This window comes from Phycicoccus ginsengisoli, assembly GCF_054779295.1.
Genome location: NZ_BAAGYN010000002.1, coordinates 262740 through 284031, shown reverse-complemented (window position 1 = coordinate 284031; position 21292 = coordinate 262740). Strand labels below are relative to the sequence as shown.

At 73.8% G+C, this 21292-nt stretch carries 19 protein-coding genes and 1 pseudogene; 8 read left to right on the top strand and 12 right to left on the bottom strand.

The window, feature by feature from the left end; genetic code table 11:
* From ACYVDO_RS03960 to ACYVDO_RS03935, 6 genes are read right to left on the bottom strand one after another with little or no spacing between them, the layout of a single operon-like run.
* Window positions 1–816, bottom strand: a complete 816-nt coding sequence (locus ACYVDO_RS03960) for a carbohydrate ABC transporter permease (RefSeq protein WP_460932946.1) — start codon at window positions 814–816, stop codon at window positions 1–3.
* 12 nt (window positions 817–828) lie between these two features.
* Window positions 829–1791 carry a carbohydrate ABC transporter permease gene (locus ACYVDO_RS03955; RefSeq protein ID WP_460932944.1) on the bottom strand — a complete coding sequence of 321 codons (963 nt, stop codon included), beginning with the start codon at window positions 1789–1791 and terminating at the stop codon, window positions 829–831.
* Between the two features lie 8 nt (window positions 1792–1799).
* Window positions 1800–3110 carry an ABC transporter substrate-binding protein gene (locus tag ACYVDO_RS03950; RefSeq protein ID WP_460932942.1) on the bottom strand — a complete coding sequence of 437 codons (1311 nt, stop codon included), beginning with the start codon at window positions 3108–3110 and terminating at the stop codon, window positions 1800–1802.
* Window positions 3107–4558, bottom strand: a complete 1452-nt coding sequence (locus ACYVDO_RS03945) for a hypothetical protein (protein WP_460932940.1) — start codon at window positions 4556–4558, stop codon at window positions 3107–3109. The genes ACYVDO_RS03950 and ACYVDO_RS03945 overlap by 4 nt, the downstream gene beginning before the upstream one ends.
* The gene (locus tag ACYVDO_RS03940) at window positions 4555–5439 is read right to left on the bottom strand and encodes an aldolase (protein ID WP_460932938.1); all 885 of its coding nucleotides are present in this window, start codon (window positions 5437–5439) and stop codon (window positions 4555–4557) included. The genes ACYVDO_RS03945 and ACYVDO_RS03940 overlap by 4 nt, the downstream gene beginning before the upstream one ends.
* 20 nt (window positions 5440–5459) lie before the next feature.
* Window positions 5460–6383 (bottom strand): carbohydrate kinase family protein, encoded by a 924-nt coding sequence (locus ACYVDO_RS03935; protein ID WP_460932936.1) that lies wholly within the window; start codon window positions 6381–6383, stop codon window positions 5460–5462.
* 188 nt (window positions 6384–6571) lie between these two features.
* Between ACYVDO_RS03935 and ACYVDO_RS03930 the strand changes: the two genes are divergently transcribed.
* Window positions 6572–7360: a DeoR/GlpR family DNA-binding transcription regulator gene (locus ACYVDO_RS03930; RefSeq protein ID WP_460932934.1), complete on the top strand. Its 789-nt coding sequence runs from the start codon at window positions 6572–6574 to the stop codon at window positions 7358–7360.
* An 88-nt stretch (window positions 7361–7448) separates the two neighbouring features.
* Here the strand turns inward: ACYVDO_RS03930 and ACYVDO_RS03925 are convergent, their stop codons facing one another.
* Window positions 7449–9410 carry a hypothetical protein gene (locus ACYVDO_RS03925; RefSeq protein ID WP_460932932.1) on the bottom strand — a complete coding sequence of 654 codons (1962 nt, stop codon included), beginning with the start codon at window positions 9408–9410 and terminating at the stop codon, window positions 7449–7451.
* Between the two features lie 183 nt (window positions 9411–9593).
* Window positions 9594–11075 (bottom strand): AAA family ATPase, encoded by a 1482-nt coding sequence (locus ACYVDO_RS03920; protein WP_460932930.1) that lies wholly within the window; start codon window positions 11073–11075, stop codon window positions 9594–9596.
* A 128-nt stretch (window positions 11076–11203) separates the two neighbouring features.
* Here ACYVDO_RS03920 and ACYVDO_RS03915 point away from each other — a divergent pair.
* A pseudogene (locus ACYVDO_RS03915) lies at window positions 11204–12624 on the top strand (amidase).
* A gap of 172 nt (window positions 12625–12796) precedes the next feature.
* Entirely contained in the window at window positions 12797–13048 is a 252-nt protein-coding gene (locus tag ACYVDO_RS03910; protein ID WP_460932928.1) for a hypothetical protein, read from the top strand.
* Window positions 13049–13143: 95 nt separating this feature from the next.
* Here the strand turns inward: ACYVDO_RS03910 and ACYVDO_RS03905 are convergent, their stop codons facing one another.
* From ACYVDO_RS03905 to ACYVDO_RS03895, 3 genes are read right to left on the bottom strand one after another with little or no spacing between them, the layout of a single operon-like run.
* Complete coding sequence (locus ACYVDO_RS03905) at window positions 13144–13764, bottom strand: GerMN domain-containing protein (RefSeq protein ID WP_460932926.1); 621 nt, start codon at window positions 13762–13764, stop codon at window positions 13144–13146.
* Window positions 13761–15152 carry a sensor histidine kinase gene (locus tag ACYVDO_RS03900; RefSeq protein ID WP_460932924.1) on the bottom strand — a complete coding sequence of 464 codons (1392 nt, stop codon included), beginning with the start codon at window positions 15150–15152 and terminating at the stop codon, window positions 13761–13763. The genes ACYVDO_RS03905 and ACYVDO_RS03900 overlap by 4 nt, the downstream gene beginning before the upstream one ends.
* A gap of 1 nt (window position 15153) precedes the next feature.
* On the bottom strand, window positions 15154–15861 hold the full coding sequence (locus tag ACYVDO_RS03895) for a winged helix-turn-helix domain-containing protein (protein ID WP_460932922.1): 708 nt from the start codon (window positions 15859–15861) through the stop codon (window positions 15154–15156).
* A 140-nt stretch (window positions 15862–16001) separates the two neighbouring features.
* Between ACYVDO_RS03895 and ACYVDO_RS03890 the strand changes: the two genes are divergently transcribed.
* Genes ACYVDO_RS03890 through ACYVDO_RS03880 form a run of 3 tightly spaced genes read left to right on the top strand, consistent with a single transcriptional unit; the run spans window position 16002 to window position 16992 of the window.
* Complete coding sequence (locus ACYVDO_RS03890; RefSeq protein WP_460932920.1) at window positions 16002–16310, top strand: STAS domain-containing protein; 309 nt, start codon at window positions 16002–16004, stop codon at window positions 16308–16310.
* Window positions 16307–16822, top strand: coding sequence for a hypothetical protein (locus ACYVDO_RS03885; protein ID WP_460932918.1), 516 nt, complete (start codon window positions 16307–16309; stop codon window positions 16820–16822). Before ACYVDO_RS03890 ends, ACYVDO_RS03885 begins: the two co-directional genes overlap by 4 nt.
* Window positions 16819–16992: a hypothetical protein gene (locus ACYVDO_RS03880; RefSeq protein WP_460932916.1), complete on the top strand. Its 174-nt coding sequence runs from the start codon at window positions 16819–16821 to the stop codon at window positions 16990–16992. The genes ACYVDO_RS03885 and ACYVDO_RS03880 overlap by 4 nt, the downstream gene beginning before the upstream one ends.
* Window positions 16993–17069: 77 nt before the next feature.
* On the opposite strand, the gene ACYVDO_RS03875 is transcribed toward ACYVDO_RS03880, so the two are convergent.
* Entirely contained in the window at window positions 17070–19052 is a 1983-nt protein-coding gene (locus tag ACYVDO_RS03875) for an ABC1 kinase family protein (RefSeq protein ID WP_460932914.1), read from the bottom strand.
* A 141-nt stretch (window positions 19053–19193) separates the two neighbouring features.
* Here ACYVDO_RS03875 and ACYVDO_RS03870 point away from each other — a divergent pair, with 141 nt between their 5' ends.
* Both ACYVDO_RS03870 and ACYVDO_RS03865 read left to right on the top strand, forming a co-directional pair.
* Entirely contained in the window at window positions 19194–19967 is a 774-nt protein-coding gene (locus ACYVDO_RS03870) for a trimeric intracellular cation channel family protein (RefSeq protein ID WP_460932912.1), read from the top strand.
* A gap of 58 nt (window positions 19968–20025) precedes the next feature.
* On the top strand, window positions 20026–21285 hold the full coding sequence (locus ACYVDO_RS03865; protein ID WP_460932910.1) for an amidohydrolase: 1260 nt from the start codon (window positions 20026–20028) through the stop codon (window positions 21283–21285).
* Window positions 21286–21292 lie beyond the last annotated feature (7 nt).

Here is a 21292-nt window from a genome sequence, read left to right as displayed (position 1 = left end):
CTATCCCTTCACGGAGCCGGCGGTGATCCCGGCCACGAAGTAGCGCTGGAGGAAGACGTAGGCGACGACGAGTGGAGCCGACGCGACGATGACGCCGGTGAACAGCAGGGGGTAGTTGGTCAGGAACTCGCCCTGGAAGTTCAGCAGGGCCAGGGGCAGGGTCGTCTTCGCCGGGTCGTGGATGAACAGCAGCGGGTACAGCAGGTCGTTCCACTGGATGACGAACAGGAAGATCGCCGTGGCCGCGAGCGAGGGCAGCGAGACCGGCAGGGCGATGGACCGGTAGGTCCGCCACGGCCCCGCGCCGTCGATCGAGCCCGCCTCGAACAGCTCCCGGGGCAGCGTCCGCATGAACCCGGTCATGATGAACACGGCGACCGGGAGGGTGGCCACGACCTCGATGAGGATGAGGCCGACCCGGCTGTCGAGCAGCCCGAGGCGCTGGAAGAGGACGTACTGCGGGATCATGTTCGACTGCGCCGGCACGGCCATCCCGAGCACCAGGAAGCCGTAGACGAGCCAGCCGCGCCAGCCCGGGATCCTGGCCAGCCCGTAGGCCGCGAGGCTGCCGACGGCGAGCGTGATGACGACGGCGGAGAGCGTCACCACCGTGCTGTTGACGAAGGCCGTGGCCATGCTGGCGTCGGTGAGGACCGCCTTGTAGTTCGACGGCGCCAGCGAGGACGGCGGCGCGAACGGCGAGTCGAAGAGCTGCTTGGTCGACTTGAACGAGCCGCTGAGCACCACGAACAGCGGGACGATGATGAGCAGCGAGTAGACGCCGAGGACGACTCGACGGCCGAGGGTTCCAGCCATGACGTGCTCCTCTCACACCCCGTGCTGGGTGAGCCGGACGGCCCGCCGCTGGAGGAAGCTGACCAGGGCGATGATGACCATGAACACCACGGACTCCGCTGCGGCGTAACCGAACTTGGAGTTGGTGAAGGTCGTGTAGATCCGCGTGGACAGGATGTCCAGGGACCCCTTGGGCGGGTTGCCGCCCAGGCCGAGGATGAGGTCGAACGCCTTGAACGACTGGATGGTCGTGTACGCGACCACGATGGCCGTCGCGGGCGCGATGAGCGGCCAGGTCACGTACCGGAACCGGCTCCAGGCGCCGGCACCGTCGAGCGCTGCGGACTCGTACAGCTCCTCGGGGATCTGCTGCAGCCCGGCGACGAAGATCACCATGAGCTGCCCGGCGTGCGCCCAGACCTGCGCCAGCGCCACCCAGTAGATGGCCTGCGACGCGTTCCCGAGGAACGCACTCTTGGCACCGTCGAGGCCGATCCCGCCGAGCACCTGGTTGATCAGCCCGAAGTTCGGGTCGTACATGAACTTCCAGACGAAGGCCACGGACACCGAGGACAGGATCGCCGGGAGGAAGAACAGGGCCCGCAGCGCCGTCGACGACCGTGAGTTCCGTTGCAGCAGGAGGGCGAGGAGCAGCGACAGGGCGGTCTGGGCGATCACGACCACGAGGAGGAACTTGATGTTGTTGCTCAGGGCCCCGCGGAACAGGTCGTCACCGGTGGCGATCCGGCTGAAGTTGCCACCGCCGACGTTGCTGAACTGCGAGCTGATGCCGTCCCAGTCCGTGACGGAGTACTGGAACGCCTGCAGCGTGGGGCCGGCGAAGAAGACGACGTACAGCACGACGGCCGGGAGGGGGAACAGCCACAGGGCCGGGTGGACCTTCGCGACGCGGCCGCCGTAGCGCCGGACCCCGGGGAGGCTGCGGCGCTGTCCCGAGTCCGGCGGCGAGGGCCTTGTCCTCTGCGAGACGGTCATGTCGGCTCCTAGCCCTTGCGCTGCTGGTCCACGACGCGCTGGGCGTCAGCAGCCGCCTGCTCCGGCTTCTTGCCGCCCACGACGGCGACACAGGCGCCCTCGACGGCGGACCGGATGTCGAGGTTGTTGAACTGGAACCGCGGCGCGAGGAGGGTCTTCTTCGTCAGCCACGGCGAGAGCGCCTTCAGGTCGGGGTTGGTGTACTCGACCCCGTTGACGGTGACGTGTTGGCTGGTGCCGTTGGCGTACTGCCCGGCGACCTCGGGCGTGGAGAGGTACTCCAGCCACGCGACCGCTGCGCCCTGGTGCTTGGACTTGCTGTTCACCCCGAGGATGAAGGTCGCGTTGTAGATGCCCTCGTACTTGGCCTTGTCCGCCGACGTCGTGATGGGTGACAACAGGTCCATGGCGAACTTGGCACCGAGGGCCCGGACCGCCGCGATGTGGTACGAGCCGGTGGCCAGCATGGCCGCCTTCCCCGTGGCGAAGATCTGCTGGCAGGGCTCGACCGCCGTACCAGTGCTGTTGGGCTGGAAGTAGGGCTTCAGCTGGACGTACTGCTTGAGCGTGGTGAGGAACCACTCGTCCGTGCACTTGAGCTCGCCGGACTCGATCCGGGCGCACATGTCGTCGCTCGGTGCGTTGTTCATGACCATCGAGTTGAAGAGCTGACCCGCGTTGCCGGGGTCGCCGCCGGGCCAGGCGATGGGGGTGACGCCCTGGGACTTCAGCTTGTCGCACAGCGCGAGGAAGGAGTCCCAGTCCTTGGGCGGGGTGCCACCGTCCGCCTTGGACACGAGGTCCTGGTTGGTCACCGGCATGTTGAAGACGACCTGGTAGGGGAAGCCGAGCTGGGTGCCGTTGGACGTCCCGGCCTTGATCAGGTCGGGGCTGAAGTTCTTGGCCCACGACTGCCCCGAGAGATCGGTGTAGATCCCGGCCTTGGCCATGTCGACGAACTGGGCTCCGCGGAAGGCCGTGAAGACGTCACCGACGGAACCGCCACGGATGCGCTGCAGCGCGGAGGACTGGTAGTCGTTCGACGGGGAGATGTCCTGGCGCACGGTGACTCCGGAGTGCGCGGCCTGGAAGGAGGCGATCAGCTTGTCGAAGACCTGCTTGTCCTCGGCGCGCCAGTGCGCGAACGAGATGTCGCCGGTCGCCGACGCGCCGCCCTTGGGCGCGGTCGCCGACGAGCTCGACCCAGACGTGCTGCCCGGCCCGGCGCAGGCCGCCGCCGCGAGGCCGACGCCACCCAGCCCGAGCAGCTGCAGGACGGCGCGACGGTTGAGGTGCTCTGCCTTGACGGTGTTGCTCATGACTGCTCCTTGGTGGGGGTGGCGGAGAACTCGATGACGGGGATGCCGAGTAGGTCGGCGGCGGTGCGAAGGGCCGGCCGGACGTCCGTCCAGGCCAGGACCGTGTGGTGCGGGAAGCCGTGGCCCACCAGGGCTCCCACGAACTCGTCGGCGGGGGTGTCGAGCCGGACGGCGGCCGTGTTGCCCTGGAACCGGTTGGGCTCGGGGAGCGACTCCCCTGCCGCCACGAGGAGGCGCAGGCCTCCTGCCGGGTCCTCGGTGAGCCGCGCCATCACGACCGGGCCGGTCCGCAGCGGGAAGTCGCCGGCCACGCCGAGCTTGCGGTTGCAGTGGACCGACTGCGTGGCGTTCGAGGGGTCGGCCGCCAGCGACGTCGCCGCCGCGCCGCAGTGCCACAGGCGCACGACGTTGGCGTCGGCGTCGAGGTCGACGGTGTCGACGAGGTAGGTGGTCCCCGACCCGAGGGCCTCCAGCAGGGACATGGTCACCGCGCCGTACACGTCCCGCTCGCAGGCCGTCGGAGTGCCCGCGTCGGCCAGCCTCGACAGCGACGAGCAGGGACACGCCCCGAGCTCGGTGGGGAACTCGGGCCAGCAGCGGATCGCCATCGCGGACAGGTCCGCCTCGTCCCGCCAGCCCCGCATCGCGCTCGTGACACAGGCGGCGACCCCGGCCTGCGCCCGGTCGACGGGGGCGAGCGACGGCTGGGCGGCGAGAGCCGCGGCATACTCCTCGGCGCCGTCCTGCTCCGGCACGGCGGCGACCCGCGCGAACATGTCCTCGACGGTGACCTGCTCGACCGCGATGCCGAAGAGCTTGTCGAGGAGGTCGGGGTCGTACTGGCTCGGCGTGAAGCCCGGCGGCGCGTCGCCGACGAGCCCGAGGGTGCGGCCGCGGAGCGAGTCGAGCGCCTCGCGCACCGGCTCCGGGTCGCCCGCGCGCTCCCCCACGGTCGTCGGCAGGTCCGGCACGGACGGCAGCCGGCCGGACAGGGCCGCGCGCAGCGCCTCGCGCACGCCCGGCTCGGCCGGGTCGCCGTACACGAGGCGCGGGGTCCGGCCCGCGTGGACGACGAGGGCGTGGCCGAAGAGGTTGGCGCCGCACAGGCTGTTGAGCCACAGCCGGTCCCCGACCGGGCCCGGCTCGCGGAACGACCACAGGAGGACGGGGGTGTCCAGGTCGGCGTACAGGCGCAGCGCCGGGCTCGCGTCGGAGAAGGACGCGCACACGTTCACGACCAGGTCGGCGTCCGCCAGCGGCAGGGTCGCGGCACGGTCCAGGTCGTCCGGGGTCATCACGAGGTCCGTGGGGCCGGTGACCTCGGCGCCCAGCTCCTCGAGCAGGGCGCGGGCCTCGGCGGCCCGCTGCGCGGCGACGTCGACGGCGAAGGTGGGCCGGGCCGTGGGGATCATGACGACGCGGGGTCGGTCCGCGTGTGCCTGCGTCATCGCGTCACCAGCGAGTCGACGAGCTCGCCGAGCTGCTGCAGCCGTGGGACGGACACCTCGCGCAGGTCGCGTTCGACGTCGTCGCTGCCGATCACCGATGCCCACACGGCACGCCCCGCGAGGAAGCCGGAGGCGCCGGACTCGCACGCCAGCCGGACCGCGCGCGGGAAGAACTCGGCGGGGACGCCGGACGACAGCACCACCCACGGCGACGCGACGGCGTCGGTGATCTCGGCGCAGCGCCGGCGGGTCTCCCCCTCGTCGCCCTGCCCCTTGAGCGGCACCTCCGCCTTGTAGAGGTCGGCGCCCAGGCCACCGAGCTCGCGGGCCACGTCGACGACGCACTGGTCCCAGTCCCAGTCACGGCCGTCACGAGGGGCCTTGGCGACGGGCTCGATGATGCTCACCAGACCGGCGGAACGGCAGCGCTCGACGAACCGGCGGACCATGTCGACGCGCACCTGCGGGTCGGTGTCGGGTCGATGGATCACCAGCAGCTTCATGGCGACCGCGCCCTGCTCACGCACCGCCGCAGGGTCCACGGCCTCGTCGATGACGACGTCGGTGACGTACTCGCCGTTGCCTGCGATGAACTCGTCGGCGGCGGCGATGAGGCCGCAGCCGGGGTCCACGGCCCCCTCCTCGACGACGGCGTCGAAGGCGAACTGCTTGTCGACGAGGACGGCCGACGCGTACGGCGTCAGGATGCGGGTCGCCTCGACCTTGAAGCGCCTCAGCTGGTCGTCGCCCACGGGTCCGTCCTGGTGCTCGGCGAACATCCCCCGCATCGCCTCGCGCTGGTCGACGGCGAGCATGGCGAAGGCGCCGCTGGGGCGGGCGATGGACGACAGCGTGTATGCCGTCGGGGCGGGTTGGCTCACGGGGTGCTCCTTGGGAGGGGTCAGGCGGTGCGGGCGCGCAGCCGGGCGGTGACGTCGTCGTGGGTGGGGATGGCGGACCTGCCGTCGAGACCGAGGCAGGAGAGGGCAGCGACCTGGTTGGCGTACTCCAGGGCGTCGTCGAGGGACAGGTCGCGCACGTGGGCGGCGACCAGGGCGCCGTGGAAGACGTCGCCGGCGCCCAGGGTGCTGACCACGTCGACGGGTACGCCGGGGGCGTGGGCGGACGCCCCGCCGGCGTCGGAGGCGAAGGAGCCGCGGCTGCCGTCGGTCGCCACGACCCGGCGCGCGCCGTCCCGCAGTGCTGCCTCGAGCAGTGCCTCCGTCGTCGACCCCTCGCCGTAGGTCCGGCGCAGCGCCTCGACGGTGGGGACGTACAAGTCCACCCCCGCGGGCGTGAAGTCGGGGATGGGGTTGCCCGCGTCCACCGACACCCTGGGGCGCGCGGTGGCCGTGAGGTCGAGGAGCCGCGACACGGCGGACCACCCGACGTGGTCGGTGTGCACCCACTGCGCCCCGCGCACGAGCTCGGCGCCGCGGGCGAGGTCGACCCCGGGGCCGGGGCGGTTGCAGATCGCCCGCGTCCCACAAAGGGCGTCGACGACGATGACGCTCGCGGCCGACCGCGCCCCGGGCACGCGGGTGACGCCGGTGACGTCCACCCCTTCGGCGGCGAGGTCCTCGAGGATCCGCTGGCCGTCCTCGTCGTCTCCGAGGGTCCCCACGAACGCGGCGTCGATTCCCAGTCGGGCAGCGGCGACGGCCGCCGTGGCCGCCGGGCCCCCACCGGCGAAGACGAGGTCCTCGGCGACCACCCGCTCGTCGGGTCCCGGGTACCCGTTGACGAGGACGATCGAGTCCATGGTGGCCGCCCCGACGAAGACGACCGGCGGGGCCGTGGGGCCGGGGACTGCGGTGTGCGGCATGCCATCTCCTGGAGGCGGGACGTCCACGCTGACGTCGTGCTGCGGTTGTTGCTAGACTAACAATCAATGTTGGAAAGTCAACAGACGATGTGATCTATTCTTCACTCGAGGCACCATCGGTTCGCGCTGGTCTTCACAGAGAGCCCGGCGCGGTGCAGGTCGCCTCGCACGGGGAAGGGGTGTGTGGCATGGGCCAGGAGGCGATGCGCTACGACAGCGCACCCCAGCGACGGCGCGTGATCATGGAGCGGCTGCGCGAGAGCGGCTTCGTCCCGGTGACCAGCCTGACCCAGGACCTGGGCGTCTCGGACATGACGGTGCGCCGCGACCTGCGCAAGCTCGAGCAGCAGGGGTCGGTCCGGGTCGTCCACGGTGGGGTCAGCGCGCTGCACGGACCGATGCACGACCCGGCCTTCGTCAGCCGCTCCAGGAGGGGCGCGGCCGCGAAGAAGGCCATCGCCGAGACGGCACTCGGCCTGGTCGCCGACACCGACACCATCGCCATCGATGCCGGGACCACGACGTACGCCCTCGCCCAGGCCCTCTCCCACTCCTTCGGCGGCACCGTGGTCACGCACTCCGTCCCGGTGATCCAGCTGCTGCTCAACCGGGGCCGCGGCACCGTCGTCGGCCTCGGCGGCGAGCTGCTCCACGAGAGCCAGGCCTTCACCGGGCAGATGACCGTCGACGCGGCGCACGGGCTGCGCGTGTCGACACTGTTCCTGGGCGCGGCGGCCGTGGACGAGCGCGGCGTCTACGTCGCCACCGACCGGGAGCGGCCGACCAAGCTCGCCCTCATCGACGTCGCCGACCAGGTGGTGCTCCTGGCGGACCACACCAAGTTCGCCATGACGGCGCCGGTCCTGCTCTGCCCGCACGACCGGATCACCACGCTCGTCACGGACACCGATCCGGACCGGGCGACCGCCGACCACTTGCGCAGCACCGGGACCCGGATCGTCGTCGCCGGGCGTTGAGGCCCCGGTACCTGCCGCGTCCCGACGGGCGCCAACCCGGAGGCGTTTCGCGGACAGGCGCCGCCAGCGCCTCGCCGCGCAGCAGCCGTCAGCGCACCCAGCGGGTCGCGGACCACTGGCCGGAGGCCACCCGCGTGGTGCCGGGGCGCACGGCACGCACGTACCAGGTCCCCCGCGTGGCGAAGGTCAGCCTCGCCGACGCGGCGCCGCTGCTCGACACGACCGGCCTCGCCACGGTGGTCCAGGCACCCCCGGGACGGCGCACCTGCACGATCAGCCGGACGCCGGACTCGGCGGGGTCGGCGTCCCACCGCCAGGTGGTGGGGCTGCGGTGCCACACCGTCGACGGAGCCGACACCAGGCGCACCCGCGCGCGCACCCCCACCGCGGCAGAGCTGCTGGACGAGCCCGCCCACCCCCCGGCCCGCGCCGCGGTGACCGCCCGCCAGGAGCCCGAGCCGGTGGGGGTCGTGGTCCAGGACACCGAGCCCGTGGAGCTCGTGGTGCCGGTGGCCCGGGTCGACCACGCGGACGAGCCGCTGCGGCGGAACTGCAGGCTCACGAAGGCACCGGGGAGCGGTGCCCCGTCACGGGAGACGGTCGCCGTGAGCCGGACGGAGGAGCCGTAGGTGAGCGACGACCTCGACGAGGCCAGGCGGGTCGCGGACGCGGCCACGACGGTCAGCGCCCGGCTGGTGTCGCGCACCGCACCGAAGGAGTCGGTGGCGGTGACCCGGAGGGTCCACCTGCCCGTCTGGTCGAACGACGTCGGGACCCGCACGAGGCGCGACTGCGGGCACGACTGCGGGCAGTCGGCCGAGGTCAGCACCACCCGGCGGCCGGAGGGCGCCGTCGCCTCGAGCTGCCACGACCGGACCGTCGCGCCGGTCACCGCGGCGAGCCCGACGGTGACGTCGAGCGCCTGCCCCCGCACTGCCGACGACGGGCTGACCGTGACGGTGGGACCGGCGTTCAGAGTCACGTCGGTCTCCACCACGGAGGTGGCGCCCCGGTTGTCGAGCACCACCCACCCGACCCGGTGCGGCCCGTTGGGCAGGTCCACTGGCGGCAGCACGCGGGCCCAGGACATCGGGTGCTGCCACAGCTCGGATCCCGACGCCGCGGCCACGGTCCTCGCGTCGACCCGCAGCTGGTACGACACGGGCCAGGTGGTCGGCTTGCCCTCGGCGGCCGCGGTGACGGCGAGCTCGGTAGCGCCGGCGTGCACGAGCGGTGGTGGCAGGAAGGCCAGGCGCAGCCCGCGGTCGACGACGAAGGGGACCCGCACCGCCGGGCTGGCGGTCCCGTCGGCGTCGAGCGCGACGAGCCACCCGGTGAAGTACCCCTCCGGGTAGGCGGAGGTGTCGAGCCGGCCGGTCCAGTGCCCGTCGGCCCCACGCGCCAGGGCGACGGTGCCCGGACGGCCGGCCGACGCCGCCCACGGCACGGTGAGCTGGACCGACGTGACCTCGGGGCCGCCGGTGGTCGCGGTGTCGGCCCGGAGGTCCAGGGCCTGCCCCGCGGACAGGCCCATCACGTCGTCGACGGCTCCGGAAACCGGTGGCAGGTCCAGCACGGTCACGGCGGGCCGGTCGTTGTCGAGGGTGAGGGCCCGCGTGTCGGACCAGGTCAGGGACGAGCTCGCGGTGACGGAGGCGGTGAGCAGGACGGAGCCGTCCGGGTCGTACGTGGGCGCCCCGGCGTCGTCAGGGGGCGACCAGCCACCGGGGGGGACCACCACCGTGAGGTCGCACTCGACCGCGCAGGACGGCGTCGTGCCGGCGTCCAGCGACACGCTCGTGTGCGCACTGCCGATCTGGACGTCGAGCCGCGTGAGGGTCTCGGCGTCCGGGGCGACGAGGTGCACGTGGACGGGCACGTCACCGCGCACGGTCGACCCTGCGCCCGGACCGACGATGGTCACGACGGCATCCTGGGCCCAGGCGGGCGCTGCGGGCAGCGCAGCCGTCGCCGTCGCGACGACCGTCCCGAGGAGGACCATGGCGAGCGCCCGGCGCTGCGTGGCGCTGCGCGCCGGAGACCACCCCATCGACGACGTCCCCTGTCCCTGCTGTCGTGCGGTCGGCAGCGCCCACCGGCCCCGGACGCCGGTGCCGCACAGCGTAGTGGCGAGCCACCGGCTCGGTGACCGTTTTCGGCCAGCCGGGTTTCGCTCGACCGGGGTTCGGTCAGCCCCGTTCCGGTCGGACGGGTTGCGGTCGGCCGGGGCCGGTCAGCGGGGTTCCGATCGGCCGGGTTGCGGTCGACCGGGACCGGGCGCCTGCCCGTTGCCACCTCCCCTCCGGTCCGGGCTCGCGGGACGGGCGACGCCCAGCAGGCTCCGGGTCATGCTCTCGGCGTCCGCCAGCAGCTCGGTGAGGGCCTGCGCCAGGTGCGCGTCGGCGACCGGCGTCCCCGCCAGGGTGGCCCGCAGGACGGCCCGCCGGACCAGCTCCTTCGCGAACGACGCCGTGGTCCCCTCGGCCCTGGCGGCCGCGTCGGCGAGCGCCCCGTCGGAGAAGCGGTCACCGGCATACAGCCGGAGCAGCTCGAGGCGACCCACCTCGTCCGGCAACGGGACCTCGGCCGCCAGGTCGACACGCCCCGGGCGTTGGGCGAGGGCGCTCTCGAGCGCCTCCACCCGGTTCGTCGTGAGCAGGAAGGCGACGTCGGCGTCGGGGTCCAGCCCGTCGAGGGCGTCCATCACCTCGAACAGCAGCGGGGTCGGCCCGAACGACAGGCCCCGGTCCTCCGCGACGAGGTCGCAGTCCTCGAGGACGACCAGCGCCGGCTGGTGGGCGCGGGCCACCTTGGCCGCGCTGTGGATGTGCGCGAGCGCCCCGCCGGCCAGCAGCACGACCGTGGTCCCCGGGCACTGGCTCACGAGGTAGCGCACGGTGTGGGTCTTGCCGGTGCCGGGTGGGCCGTAGAGCAGGACGCCGCGCTTGAGGTGCTGGCCGTGGCCCCGCAGCTCCTCGCCGTGCCGGCCGATGCCGAGGACGTGGTCCTCGACCTTCGCCAGGCGCCCGGCCGGCAGGATCACATCCTGTCGCGTCAGGGTGGGCCTCGGCACGAAGGTGACGCCGCCCATCCCGCGCCCGAACGGGTCGACGGCGAGGGTGACGACCTTGCCGCGCAGGACGCTGCGCAGGTCCATGAGCGCGCGCACCCGGTCCAGGACGGCTCGCGACGTCCCCGCGTCGGCGGAGAGCAGCTCCAGGGCCGCATCCTCCCTGCCGAACTGGCGGTTGGCCCCCCACACCCGCACGGCGACGGGGCGGTCGTCGTACCGGAACAGCCACACGCCCGAGGCGACCACGTCTCGGGTGTCCTCCGGGGCAGGACCCGTGTCGAGGCGGACGTAGTCGACCTGGCCCACCGGCATGCCGCGGTGCCGGCCCCACCCCGTGTGCAGGAGGTCGGTCAGGGTCATGTGGTGCCGGGCGTCACCCCCACCGATGCCGACGACCTGGGCGTCCGCGTCCTCGCCGGCGAGCTCGGCCAGCGCCAGGTCGGCGTCCACGACGCGGTGCACGGGCACCGTCTCGGTCACGACCGACAGCTCGTCCGCCGGGGCCCCGAGGTGGCCCGACAGCACCTCCGTCAGGGTCTCCCCCGGCGGTCCGTCGCCCAGCTCGTCAAGCATCCGCCGGACCAGCCCGGTGAACGTCTCCATGAACTGCCGGACGTCGCCGCCCTCCCCCTGCTCCACCATGCCGGGACCCTACGCCCGGGGCAGGGCAGGCGTCCCGGGCCGGCGGGTCCTTCGGCCCTGCCCCCGCCCCTCCTCCGCCGGTGGCGTGGTGACGTCCCGCGTCCGGCCGAGCACCGAGGAGGTATGCCGTGACCACCACCGAGAGCCTGCCCACGGACCTGTGGCGTCTGGGGGCGACGAGTCTGGCGGCGGCGATCCGCTCGCGCCAGGTCTCCGCCCGCGAGGTCGTCGAGGCCCACCTGCAGCGCATCGACGCGGTCAACCCGGCCGTGAACGCCGTCGTGGCCCGGTGGGACGAGCAGGCGCTCGCGGCGGCCGGCGCCGCCGACCGGGTCACCGCGCGCGGGGGCGAGCTCCCGCCGCTGCACGGGGTGCCCTTCACCGTGGAGGGGAACATCGACCTCGTCGGCACCCCGACGACCCAGGGGGCCCGGGCCCTCGCCGACGCCTACCCGACCCGTGACGCGCCGGTGGTCGAGCGCCTCCGGGCGGCCGGCGCGATCCCCCTCGGCCGGACCAACCTGCCCACCTACGCCCTGCGGTGGCACACCGACAGCGAGCTCTGGGGCGAGACGGTCAACCCCTGGGACCCGTCCGCACCCCGGGCGCCTCCAGCGGTGGCGAGGCCGTCGCCCTCGCCACCGGCATGAGCCCGCTCGGGCTCGGCAACGACACCCTCGGCTCGCTGCGCTGGCCGGCCCAGTGCTGTGGTGTCACGGCGCTGAAGCCCTCGCTCGGGCGGATCCCCGACGCGAGCAGCGTGGGTCCCGGCGACTGGCCCATCGGGGTCCAGCTGACCTCGGTGCAGGGGCCGCTCGCCCGGGACGTCCGCGACCTCCGGGCAGCGCTGGCCGTGCTCGCCGGGGCGTCGTGGCGCGACCCCTGGTCCGTCCCCGCGCCCCTGGAGGGCCCACTCCCCGTGGGACCCGTCCGGGTGGCGATCGTCCCCGACCCGGCGGGGCTGGGGACCGCGTCGAGCGTCAGCGAGGGGGTCCACCTCGCGGGGTCCGTCCTCGCGGACCGGGGGTATGCCGTGGACGTCCTGGAGCCGCCGGACGTGGACCGCGCGGGGATGCTCCTGCTCGACCTGCTCGACCTCGGCGCAGCCCCACCCGGGGCGGTGGAGGCCCAGTTCCCCGCCCTCCCCGACAAGGCCCGGCGGTTCCTCGAGCAGTTCGCCCTGGTGGCTGCGCAGCACGCGAGCCTGCCCGGCGCGGCATACCTCACGCGCTCGTCGCTGGCCCGGTCGTGGGGCGAGTTCCAGGAGCACCACCCGCTCGTGGTCGCGCCGATCTGCACGCAGCCGCCGTTCCTCGCCGGGAGCGACCTCGACGCCGGAGCCGTCGCCCGCACCGTGCGCGACATGCGCATGGCGATGGCCGTCAACGCGCTGGGGCTGCCGGCCGTCGCGGTCCCGGTCGGCGTGGTCGGCGGCCTGCCGCAGGTCGTGCAGGTCATCGGACGACGGTTCCGGGAGGACCTCTGCCTCGAGGCGGCCGAGCAGCTGCAGGACGCGGTGGGCGCCCTCACCCCGATCGACCCTCGGTGAGCTCGCCCGGGAGCAGGAGGTCCGACGACCCACCCAGTCGGTCGACACACAACTGCAAAGTGCTCGACCACCGGGTCGTCATGTGGGGCGGCCAAGGTGGAGACGAGGGCCGAGCCCAGTGTCGTGCTCCGCCCTCACCACCCGTTGTCGATCGCGACAGGAGGCTGACCCGATGTCGCACGGAACCGTCGTCCAGCTCAAGCCCAACCACCGCCTGGGGTCCGACACCGCTCACGCGGTGGTCGCCGCCCAGCTCCGAGGCGAGTCGCGGACCCCCGACGCCGAGCCCGAGGCCGTGGTGGCCGCCGTGGCCAGCGAGATCGAGGACCTCGGGCTCCAGCCGGACCGCGAGGAGCTGGCTCAGCGGTACGGGCAGCCGACCGGCCTGCCGGAGGTCCTCGCGACCCGGCCCGCGGCGGGGTGATCGGGCTCCGGGGACCGCAGGGGGTCCTCGGAGCCCGACGACCCGACGACCCGGCGCCCGTGGCGCCGGGTCGTCGGCGTCACGGCGTCATCGCGTCATGGCGTCGAGGACCGGGCGGCGCCCACGAGCGAGGCGTAGTCCTGGGCGGTCACGGGTGAGGCGGTGAGGGCGCCCCCCGGGAGGGGCAGCTCGACCGCCTCACCGTCGCGGGTCACCAGCACCGAGTCGACACCCGGCACGGAGGTGACGCTGAGCACGACCTGGGCCACGGCCAGCGGGACCCGCGACGCGGCCGGCACCTGGTCGCCCGCGGCGACGTCGACCTTCGCGACACCCCCCTCGAGCGCGGTCAGCCGGATCGCGGTGCCCGGACCGAGGGCGGTGGACAGGCCGGCCTGCCGCTCCTGTTCGGACGGCCCCTCGGTCAGCTGGCCCAGCACCTCCGCGACGGCGGCGGCCGGGTCGGTGGGCTGCCGGCTCCGCGCCCGCACGGGCACCAGCACCTGGCCGCGGACGAGGTAGACGGACGGCCGGGCAGCGCCCCCGGGTTCCGGAGCAGCGGTCGCCGGCGTCGTGGGACGGGTGAGGTCGTACGGCACCTTCGTGATCGTCACCGGCGCGCCGTGCACGGGCGCCCCACAGGCGCCGAGCAGGCCGGCCCAGAACGGGACCGTGACCACCGCGAGGACAGCCGCCGCCCGGCGCCGCCGGCTCACCGTGCCACCCCGTCCCCGGGGTCCTGCGCCGCATGGACGTCGAGGGGCAGCCGGAGGACGAAGCGGGCGCCACCTTCCGGGGACTCCTCGCAGTGGATGTCGCCCCCGTGCGACCTGGCGGTCTCGGCCACCAGGCTCAGCCCCAGCCCGGTCCCGGGCCGGGAGGCCCGCGAGCCCGACCGGGCGAACCTCTCGAAGATGCGCCGGCGCTCCCCCGTCGGGACACCCGGCCCGGCGTCGTCGACGGCCAGGACGGCCCACGGACCTTCTCGACCGGCCACCACCGCCGTCGCGCCGGCCCCGTGGATGTCGGCGTTGTCGAGGAGGTTCACGAGGGTGCGGTGCAAGCCCGCCTTGTCCCCGTCCACCACGAGGCCGGTGTCACCGGCCCTCAGCAGGTCGGCCGGGCGCCGGGTCTGCAGGAGGGTGTTGGTGGCCAGCTCCACGAGGTCGAGCGGCTCCCGGTGGCCCACGTCGACGCCCGCCTCGAGGCGGCCCAGGGCGAGCAGCTGTTCGAGCGCGCGGCTGAGGCGGTCCACCTCCCGCCGGAGGAGCTGCACCGACCGGCCCCGGTGGACGGCGCCCGTCCCCGCCTGCTCGAGGACGTCGACGGTCGTCATCATCGCCGTGACCGGTGACCTCAGCTCGTGGGCCACGTCGGCGGCGAACCGGGCATCGCGCTCCAACCGCTCCTGGAGCGCCTCCACCATGGCGTTGAACGACCCGACGATGACGCTGAGGTCCGGGTCCCTGGTGCTCGCCAGCCGGGCACCGGTGTCGCCGCCGGCGATCCGCGCGGACGCGGTGGCGATGCCGTCGAGCGGGGCGACCACCCGACGGGCGGCCGCGCGTCCGATGAGCGCCCCGCCGACCGTGGTCAGCACGGCGAAGGCGGCCAGCGCCAGGCGCAGGGTGTCGAGGGTGGAGGAGAGCTCCCGTGCCGGCGCGACCTCGAAGAACTCCGCGTCGACGGCGGTGAGTGGGGTCCCGACCGCCACGGCCGGACCGCCGTCGTCCGCGCGGGACCAGCTGCTCGCGGCAGCACCGGCCGCGACGGCTCGGCGCAGGTCGGCGGGGACGACCTCCCGCCCGGCGCCGAGGGACGAGGAGTACCACTCCCCGCCCCGGTGCAGCACCAGGACGGCACCGGCCGGCGGTGAGGTGGACCCGAGGACGTCGTCCACCCGGGCCCCGGCCGTGAGGAGCCCTTCGCGGACGAAGGAGGCATCGACGAAGGCCTGCCTGGCTGCCGCGTGCTCGCGCTGGGCGACGAGGTAGTGGCGCGCCGTGAGGTAGGTGCCCAACGCGAGGGTCACCGACACAGCCAGAGCCAGGCCGCCGAAGGCCAGGGTGATCCGGGTGCGCAGCCCCGGGGGTTGGCGACCCACGTCACCGCGGGTCGAACCGGTAGCCCAGGCCGCGGACGGTGACCAGCAGCGCGGGACGACCGGGATCGCGCTCGATCTTGGTGCGCAGCCGGCGGATGTGGACGTCCACGATCCGCTCGTCGCCGAAGTAGTCGCGCTCCCACACCCGCTCCAGCAGGACCTGCCGGCTCAGCACGCGGCCGGTCGGCTGGGTGAGCTCGCAGAGGAGCCGGAACTCGGTCGAGGTCAGGTGGATGTCCTCGCGGCCGCGCCGGACCACCCCGGCGCCCCAGTCCAGGACGAGCGGACCGTCGGTGGCGTCGAGGACCACCGCCTCGGGCTCCGCGTCCGCCGAGCGCGCCAGCGCGGGCGGGCGCCGGCGCAGGGCGCGCAGCCGCGCGGAGACCTCCTTGACCTGGAACGGCTTGGTCACGTAGTCGTCGGCCCCCGACTCGAGCGCCGCCACGATGTCGTGGGTGTCGGCGCGCGCGCTGACCACGATGATCGGTACGTCACTGCGCTGGCGCACCTCCCGGACGAAGGTGAACCCGTCCATCTCGCCGAGCATGAGGTCGACCAGCATGAGGTCGACGGACAGGCGCGGCAGCTCGGCGAGCGCCTCCTCGGCGAGGCCGAAGCCCACCGTCTCGTACCCTTCGGCCTCCAGGGCCAGGCACAGGGAGCTGCGGATCCCCTCGTCGTCCTCGAGCACGAGCAACGTGGCGGCCATTGCCCACATTCTGCCAGCGCGTCGGCTGCGCCGGCCCACCGGCGGCGCCGAGGACTGCATTCGTCATCCAACCGCAAAGAACTCGCACCGGTGGTCGTCACACCCGCCCGGCACGCTCGGAGCATGCGCAAGGACTGGCCATGACGACGATCGGCGACTCCGCGGCCCAGGCGCGGCGTGCCGCGCTGCGGGAGGCCTCGCTGGCCCACGACCTGCTCGGGCTGCGATCGACCGTGGCCGAGGTGCTGCTCACGCGGACCCATCGAGTCGTCGTCGACGTGTCCGCGCTGAGCCGTCCGTCCTCGAGCGCGGTCGCCGCCCTGCTGTGGGCCAAGCGCAGCTGCACCCGGGCCGGCGTCGAGTTCACCGTGCACGGGGCCAGGCCGGCGAACCGCGACGTCCTGCGTCGCTGCGGGCTGCTCGGCGCGGACGACCGGGGCGCGTCGTGACCCTGCGGCTGGTCGGCTCGACCATGGTGCGCACGACCCGGGGGGTCGGCGACTGGACCGTGTGGGCGGTCGAGCAGCCCGGCGGCGTGGCGGGCACGGCCCGGCGCCGCGGCCTTGCGGAGGTGGTGGTGGCCGACGCGCCGAGCTCGGTCGAGAACAGCCCCGGCTTCACTGCCGTGGCCTGCACCAGGGACGGGAACGTCATGGTCGTCACCCGTGACGCCCCGCCGGCCCTGCTCGTGGCACGGTCCGGCTGTCGGACCGCCCCCGGCGAGCCCGGGGGGCGCGAGCTCGTCGCCCTGGAGCGGGACGAGCTCCTCCTGCTGGTCTCCTCCTCCGTGCTCGAGGCCCAGCCTGCGGCCCTGTCCCACGCCCTGCAGTCCCCTGCCGAGCTGGTCGACCGCGATCCCGACCAGGTGCTCGCAGAGCTGTTCGCCGAGGTCCCGTACGGAGCGGGCGCCATCATCCGTCGCACCGGAACCCCCACCGAGACAGAGGAGTCCCCCGAGTGAGCGCCTTCACCACCGCCCTGGCCGACGAGGTCGCCCAGGCCTGGGCAACCCTCCTGCGGGCGCGCGAGCGCCAGGACGAGGCTGCCGTCACCGAGGCGGTCGAGCGGCTGCGCGACCTCGACGAGATCAGCGAGCGGGTCCGCGACGGCCTCGAGCTGGCCTCGCCCTGATCCACCGGCGGCACCGACACGGCCGGCCACAGCGTCGGGCACCGTGCTCCGCCCGCGGCCGTGGTGAGAGCGGGTGACTAGTCCGGCGGGTGACGGAACACCACGACCAGCACCCGGAGCGCCAGGACGCTCGCGACGATGAGCAGGCCGTAGCCGAGGACGTCGTAGAGCTCTGTCGTCCCGGTGAGGCGCGGGCCACCGGTGACGCCCAGCAGACGCGTGGCCATCAGCCCCGCGATCCCGGTGAGCGCCGTGAGCAGGCCCTGGTGCACGAGCCGGGTGACCCAGCGGCGGTCCGCCGGGTCGGCGAACAGGCGCACGTTGGTGGTCAGGCGCCCGTGCTCCAGGGAGTCGGCGATGCGTTCGGCCCGCCGGGGCAGTCGTCGCAGCACCGGCAGCGCGGCGAGCAGGTCGTCCTCCACGGTCCGCCGCAGCTGCCCGGGATGGACTGCGGCGCCCACCCGGTCCTGGCCGCTGCGCCGCGTCTCGGCGACCAGGTCGAAGTCGGGGTCGATGAGGGTCAGCGTGCCCTCGACCGTGGCGACCGCGCGGAACACGGCGGCGACCTCGGGCGGGATGCGCAACCGGTGGGCCATGACGAGCCGGAACAGCCCGGTGAAGGCGTCCGCGCCCTTGCCCGCCCCCGGCGCGGCATACCGCACGAGGAGCTGCCCGAGGGACCGCTCGAGCTCCCGGTGGTCCACCTGTTCCGGCGCGTCGACCAGCTCGAGCAGGGCGTCCGTGGCCGTGCGGGAGTCACCACGGCCCAACGCGAGCAGGAGCCCCGCGACTGCGGTGCGCGTGCTGGCGTCGAGACGGCCCACCGAGCCGAAGTCCAGCAGCTCCAACGTCCCCCGGTCGTCCACCAGGACGTTGCCCGGGTGCAGGTCGACGTGGAAGATGCCGTGGACCAGCACCTGGTCCAGCACCGCCTCGAGCAGCCGACCGGCCGAGCGCCGGCGCACCCGGTCGCCGAGACCCTGAAGGACCGGTTGGGCAGCGGGCAGTGGCGTGCCCCGCATCCGCTCCATGACGAGGGCCCGGCGACCGCTGAGGTCGACCCTCGGGACCGGCACGCGGATGCCGTCGCGCCCACCGGCGGGCAGGGCGGCCGTGACCGTGCGCATGTTGTCGACCTCGGTGGTGAAGTCGAGCTCCTCGCGCAGCGACGAGGCGAAGCCCGAGGACAGGTCCCGGAGCCCGAGGCTTCGTCCCCACTCGGTGCGCGACTCCAACGTCCGCGCCAGGCGGCCGAGGATGTCGAGGTCCCGCTCCACCGTCTCCGTGATCCCCGGGCGCTGCAGCTTGACCACGACCTCGCTGCCGTCCACCAGCCGGGCCGCGTGCACCTGCCCCACCGACGCCGAAGCCATCGGTTCGGGGTCCACGGTGGCGAACACCTGCGCCACCGGACGCCCCAGGTAGCCGGCCAGGGAAGGCTCCAGGACCGGCCAGGGAACGGGGGCGGCCGAGTCCTGGAGGCGGGCGAGCTCCTCGACGAACTCCTCCGGGAGGAGGTCGCGACGCGTCGACAGCTGCTGGCCGAGCTTGACGAAGGTGACACCGCCGTCCTCGAGGGCCATCCGCAGCGAGCGCGCGAGCTGGCGGCGCGAGCTGGAGCTGTCGACGCCCGCGTGCCACCGGCCGCGCAGGAACCTCCCGAGGCCGTGCCGGGTGGCGATGCGGGTGATCTGCCCGTAGCGCCGGGCACGCTCGACCCGGCCACGCCATCCCCGCCACAGCTCCACCGGCCCCGGCAGCGAGCCCTCCGGGACCAGGACCTCGGCGAGGACCAGGAGCACCATCGCCACCAGGCTGCCGGCTCCTGCGGACAGGAGCAGGGCGAGGAACGCGGACGCGGAGTCGGTGCCCTCCGCCGCCGGGACGCCCACGGTGGCCGACAGGACGCTGCCGGCCACCCACAGGGCCACGATGCCGGCCAGCACCATGCGGACCAGGCCGACCCGGACCCCGAGCAGGCGCCGGATGAGGACACCGACCACGAGCACCGTGATGAGCTGGACCGGCAACAGCAGCACGTTGAGCAGCGCGGTCCCCATCGGGGCATCATGCCAGTCCCATGCCCCACAGATCGGACCATTTCGGGCGCGCCGACCTGTCCAGCGCGGGCGACCACCTGGCGTCGTCGCGGACGCACCCGTGAGGTCGCGCCGTCCGGTCGGGAAGGGGATGCTGGGTGCGTGCAGAGCCAGGGCGTGGGTGAGGTCTTCCGCGTGCTCGACCTCACCGGCGTGCTCGGAAACGCCCTGCTGGGTGGCGTGATCGCCCGACGGGAGCGGCTCGACCTGGTCGGCTTCGCCACCCTCGCGGTCCTGTCCGGGCTGGGCGGCGGCATCCTGCGCGACGTCCTGCTCCAGCACGGCCCACCGATCGCCCTCACCGACTACGCCTATCTGCTCACGGCCTTCCTGGGCGCGGCGGTGAGCTACCTGCTGCGGGTCCAGGGGCAGACCTGGGACCGGGTGTGGCCCGTGGTCGACGCGGTGGCCCTCGGCTGCTGGGCCACCGCCGGCGCCCAGAAGACCCTGGACGCGGGCCTCGGCTGGCTCCCGGCGATCCTGCTGGGCACCATCACCGCCGTCGGTGGCGGCGCCGTCCGTGACGTGGTGCTGCGCCGCGTTCCCGGCGTCCTGGGGGGCAACACGCTGTACGCCACGGCCGCCCTGCTCGGAGCCGGCGCGCTCGTGGCGCTCAGCAGGGCCGGCCACCCCACCGCCGGATCCGTGGTCGGGCTCCTCGCCGGCGCCGGGCTGTGCCTGGCGGCCCGCTGGCGGGGCTGGATCCTTCCGGCTGCAGACGCCTGGTCCCCGACACAGGTCGTCCGCCGGCGCCCGAGGCTCCGGTCCCCCGGCGCCCTGCGCCGGCGAGCCGAGCGACACCACACGACTCACGCGACCGACCCAGCAGGGGGCGACCCGCCCGAGACCGGCCCCTCCTCGGCAATGCCCTCCTGACCGGTGGTCCTGTCCTGACGCCGGCCCCACTCGACCGTCCCACCCCTTGGAGGTACTCGTGGCCCACAACGATTCGGCAACCGTCGTCCTCACCGACCTGCCCACCGTCCGTGCCTGGCAGGAGGACTTCTACCGGGAGCTCCACAGCCACCCGGAGCTGTCCCACCAGGAGCACCGGACCGCGGACGCGGTGGCGGGACGCCTTCGCGACGCAGGCTTCGAGGTGACCGAGCACGTCGGCGGCACCGGGGTCGTCGGGGTGCTGCGCAACGGTGACGGCGCGAGCGTCCTGCTCCGCGCCGACATGGACGCGCTCCCCGTGCGCGAGGCGACCGGCCTGCCATACGCCAGCACGGTGACCGGCACGGACGCCACGGGAGCCGAGGTGCCGGTCATGCACGCGTGCGGGCACGACGTCCACGTCACGTGCCTCCTCGGCGCAGCCACGCTCATGGCCTCCCACCGTGACGCGTGGTCCGGGACGTTGGTCACCGTCTTCCAGCCGGCCGAGGAGCTCGGCGACGGCGCCCGGCGGATGGTCGAGGACTCCCTCGTCGAGGTCGTCGGGACCGTTGACGTCGCCCTCGCGCAGCACGTCCTGCCGGGCGTCGCCGGGAGCGTCGGTACGCGCTCCGGCCCGGTGCTGTCCGCAGCCGACAGCATGCGGATCACCGTGCACGGACGCGGCGCCCACGGCTCGATGCCGCAGGCATCGGTGGACCCGGTCGTGCTCGCGGCGATGATCGTGATCCGGCTCCAGACCGTCGTGTCCCGCGAGGTCGCCCCGACCCAGACCGCGGTCCTGACCGTGGGCAGCATCCACGCCGGCACCAAGAGCAACGTCATCGGGGACAGCGCGGTGCTCGAGCTCAACGTGCGGACCTACGACGACGCGACCCGCACCACGGTGCTGGACGCGGTCCGACGCATCGTCGTCGCCGAGTGCCAGGCGTCCGGCAGCCCGAAGGATCCGGAGTTCGAGCTCTTCGACCGCTTCCCGGCCACCACCAACGACGCCGCGGTGACCCGGCGCGTGAACGACGCCTTCGTCGCCCACTTCGGGTCCCGCGCCGGAGAGCTGGCGCTGCAGAGCGCCAGCGAGGACTTCAGCGACATCCCGACGGCCCTCGGCGTCCCGTACGCCTACTGGGGCATCGGCGGGACCGACCCGGCGGCCTACCGAGCCGCCGAGCAGGCGGGTCGCGTCTCCCAGGACATCCCGGTCAACCACTCCCCCGCGTTCGCGCCCGTGGTGCAGCCGACCCTGGACACCGGGACGGAGGCGCTCGTCGTCGCTGCACTCGCCTGGCTGAGGTGAGATGCAG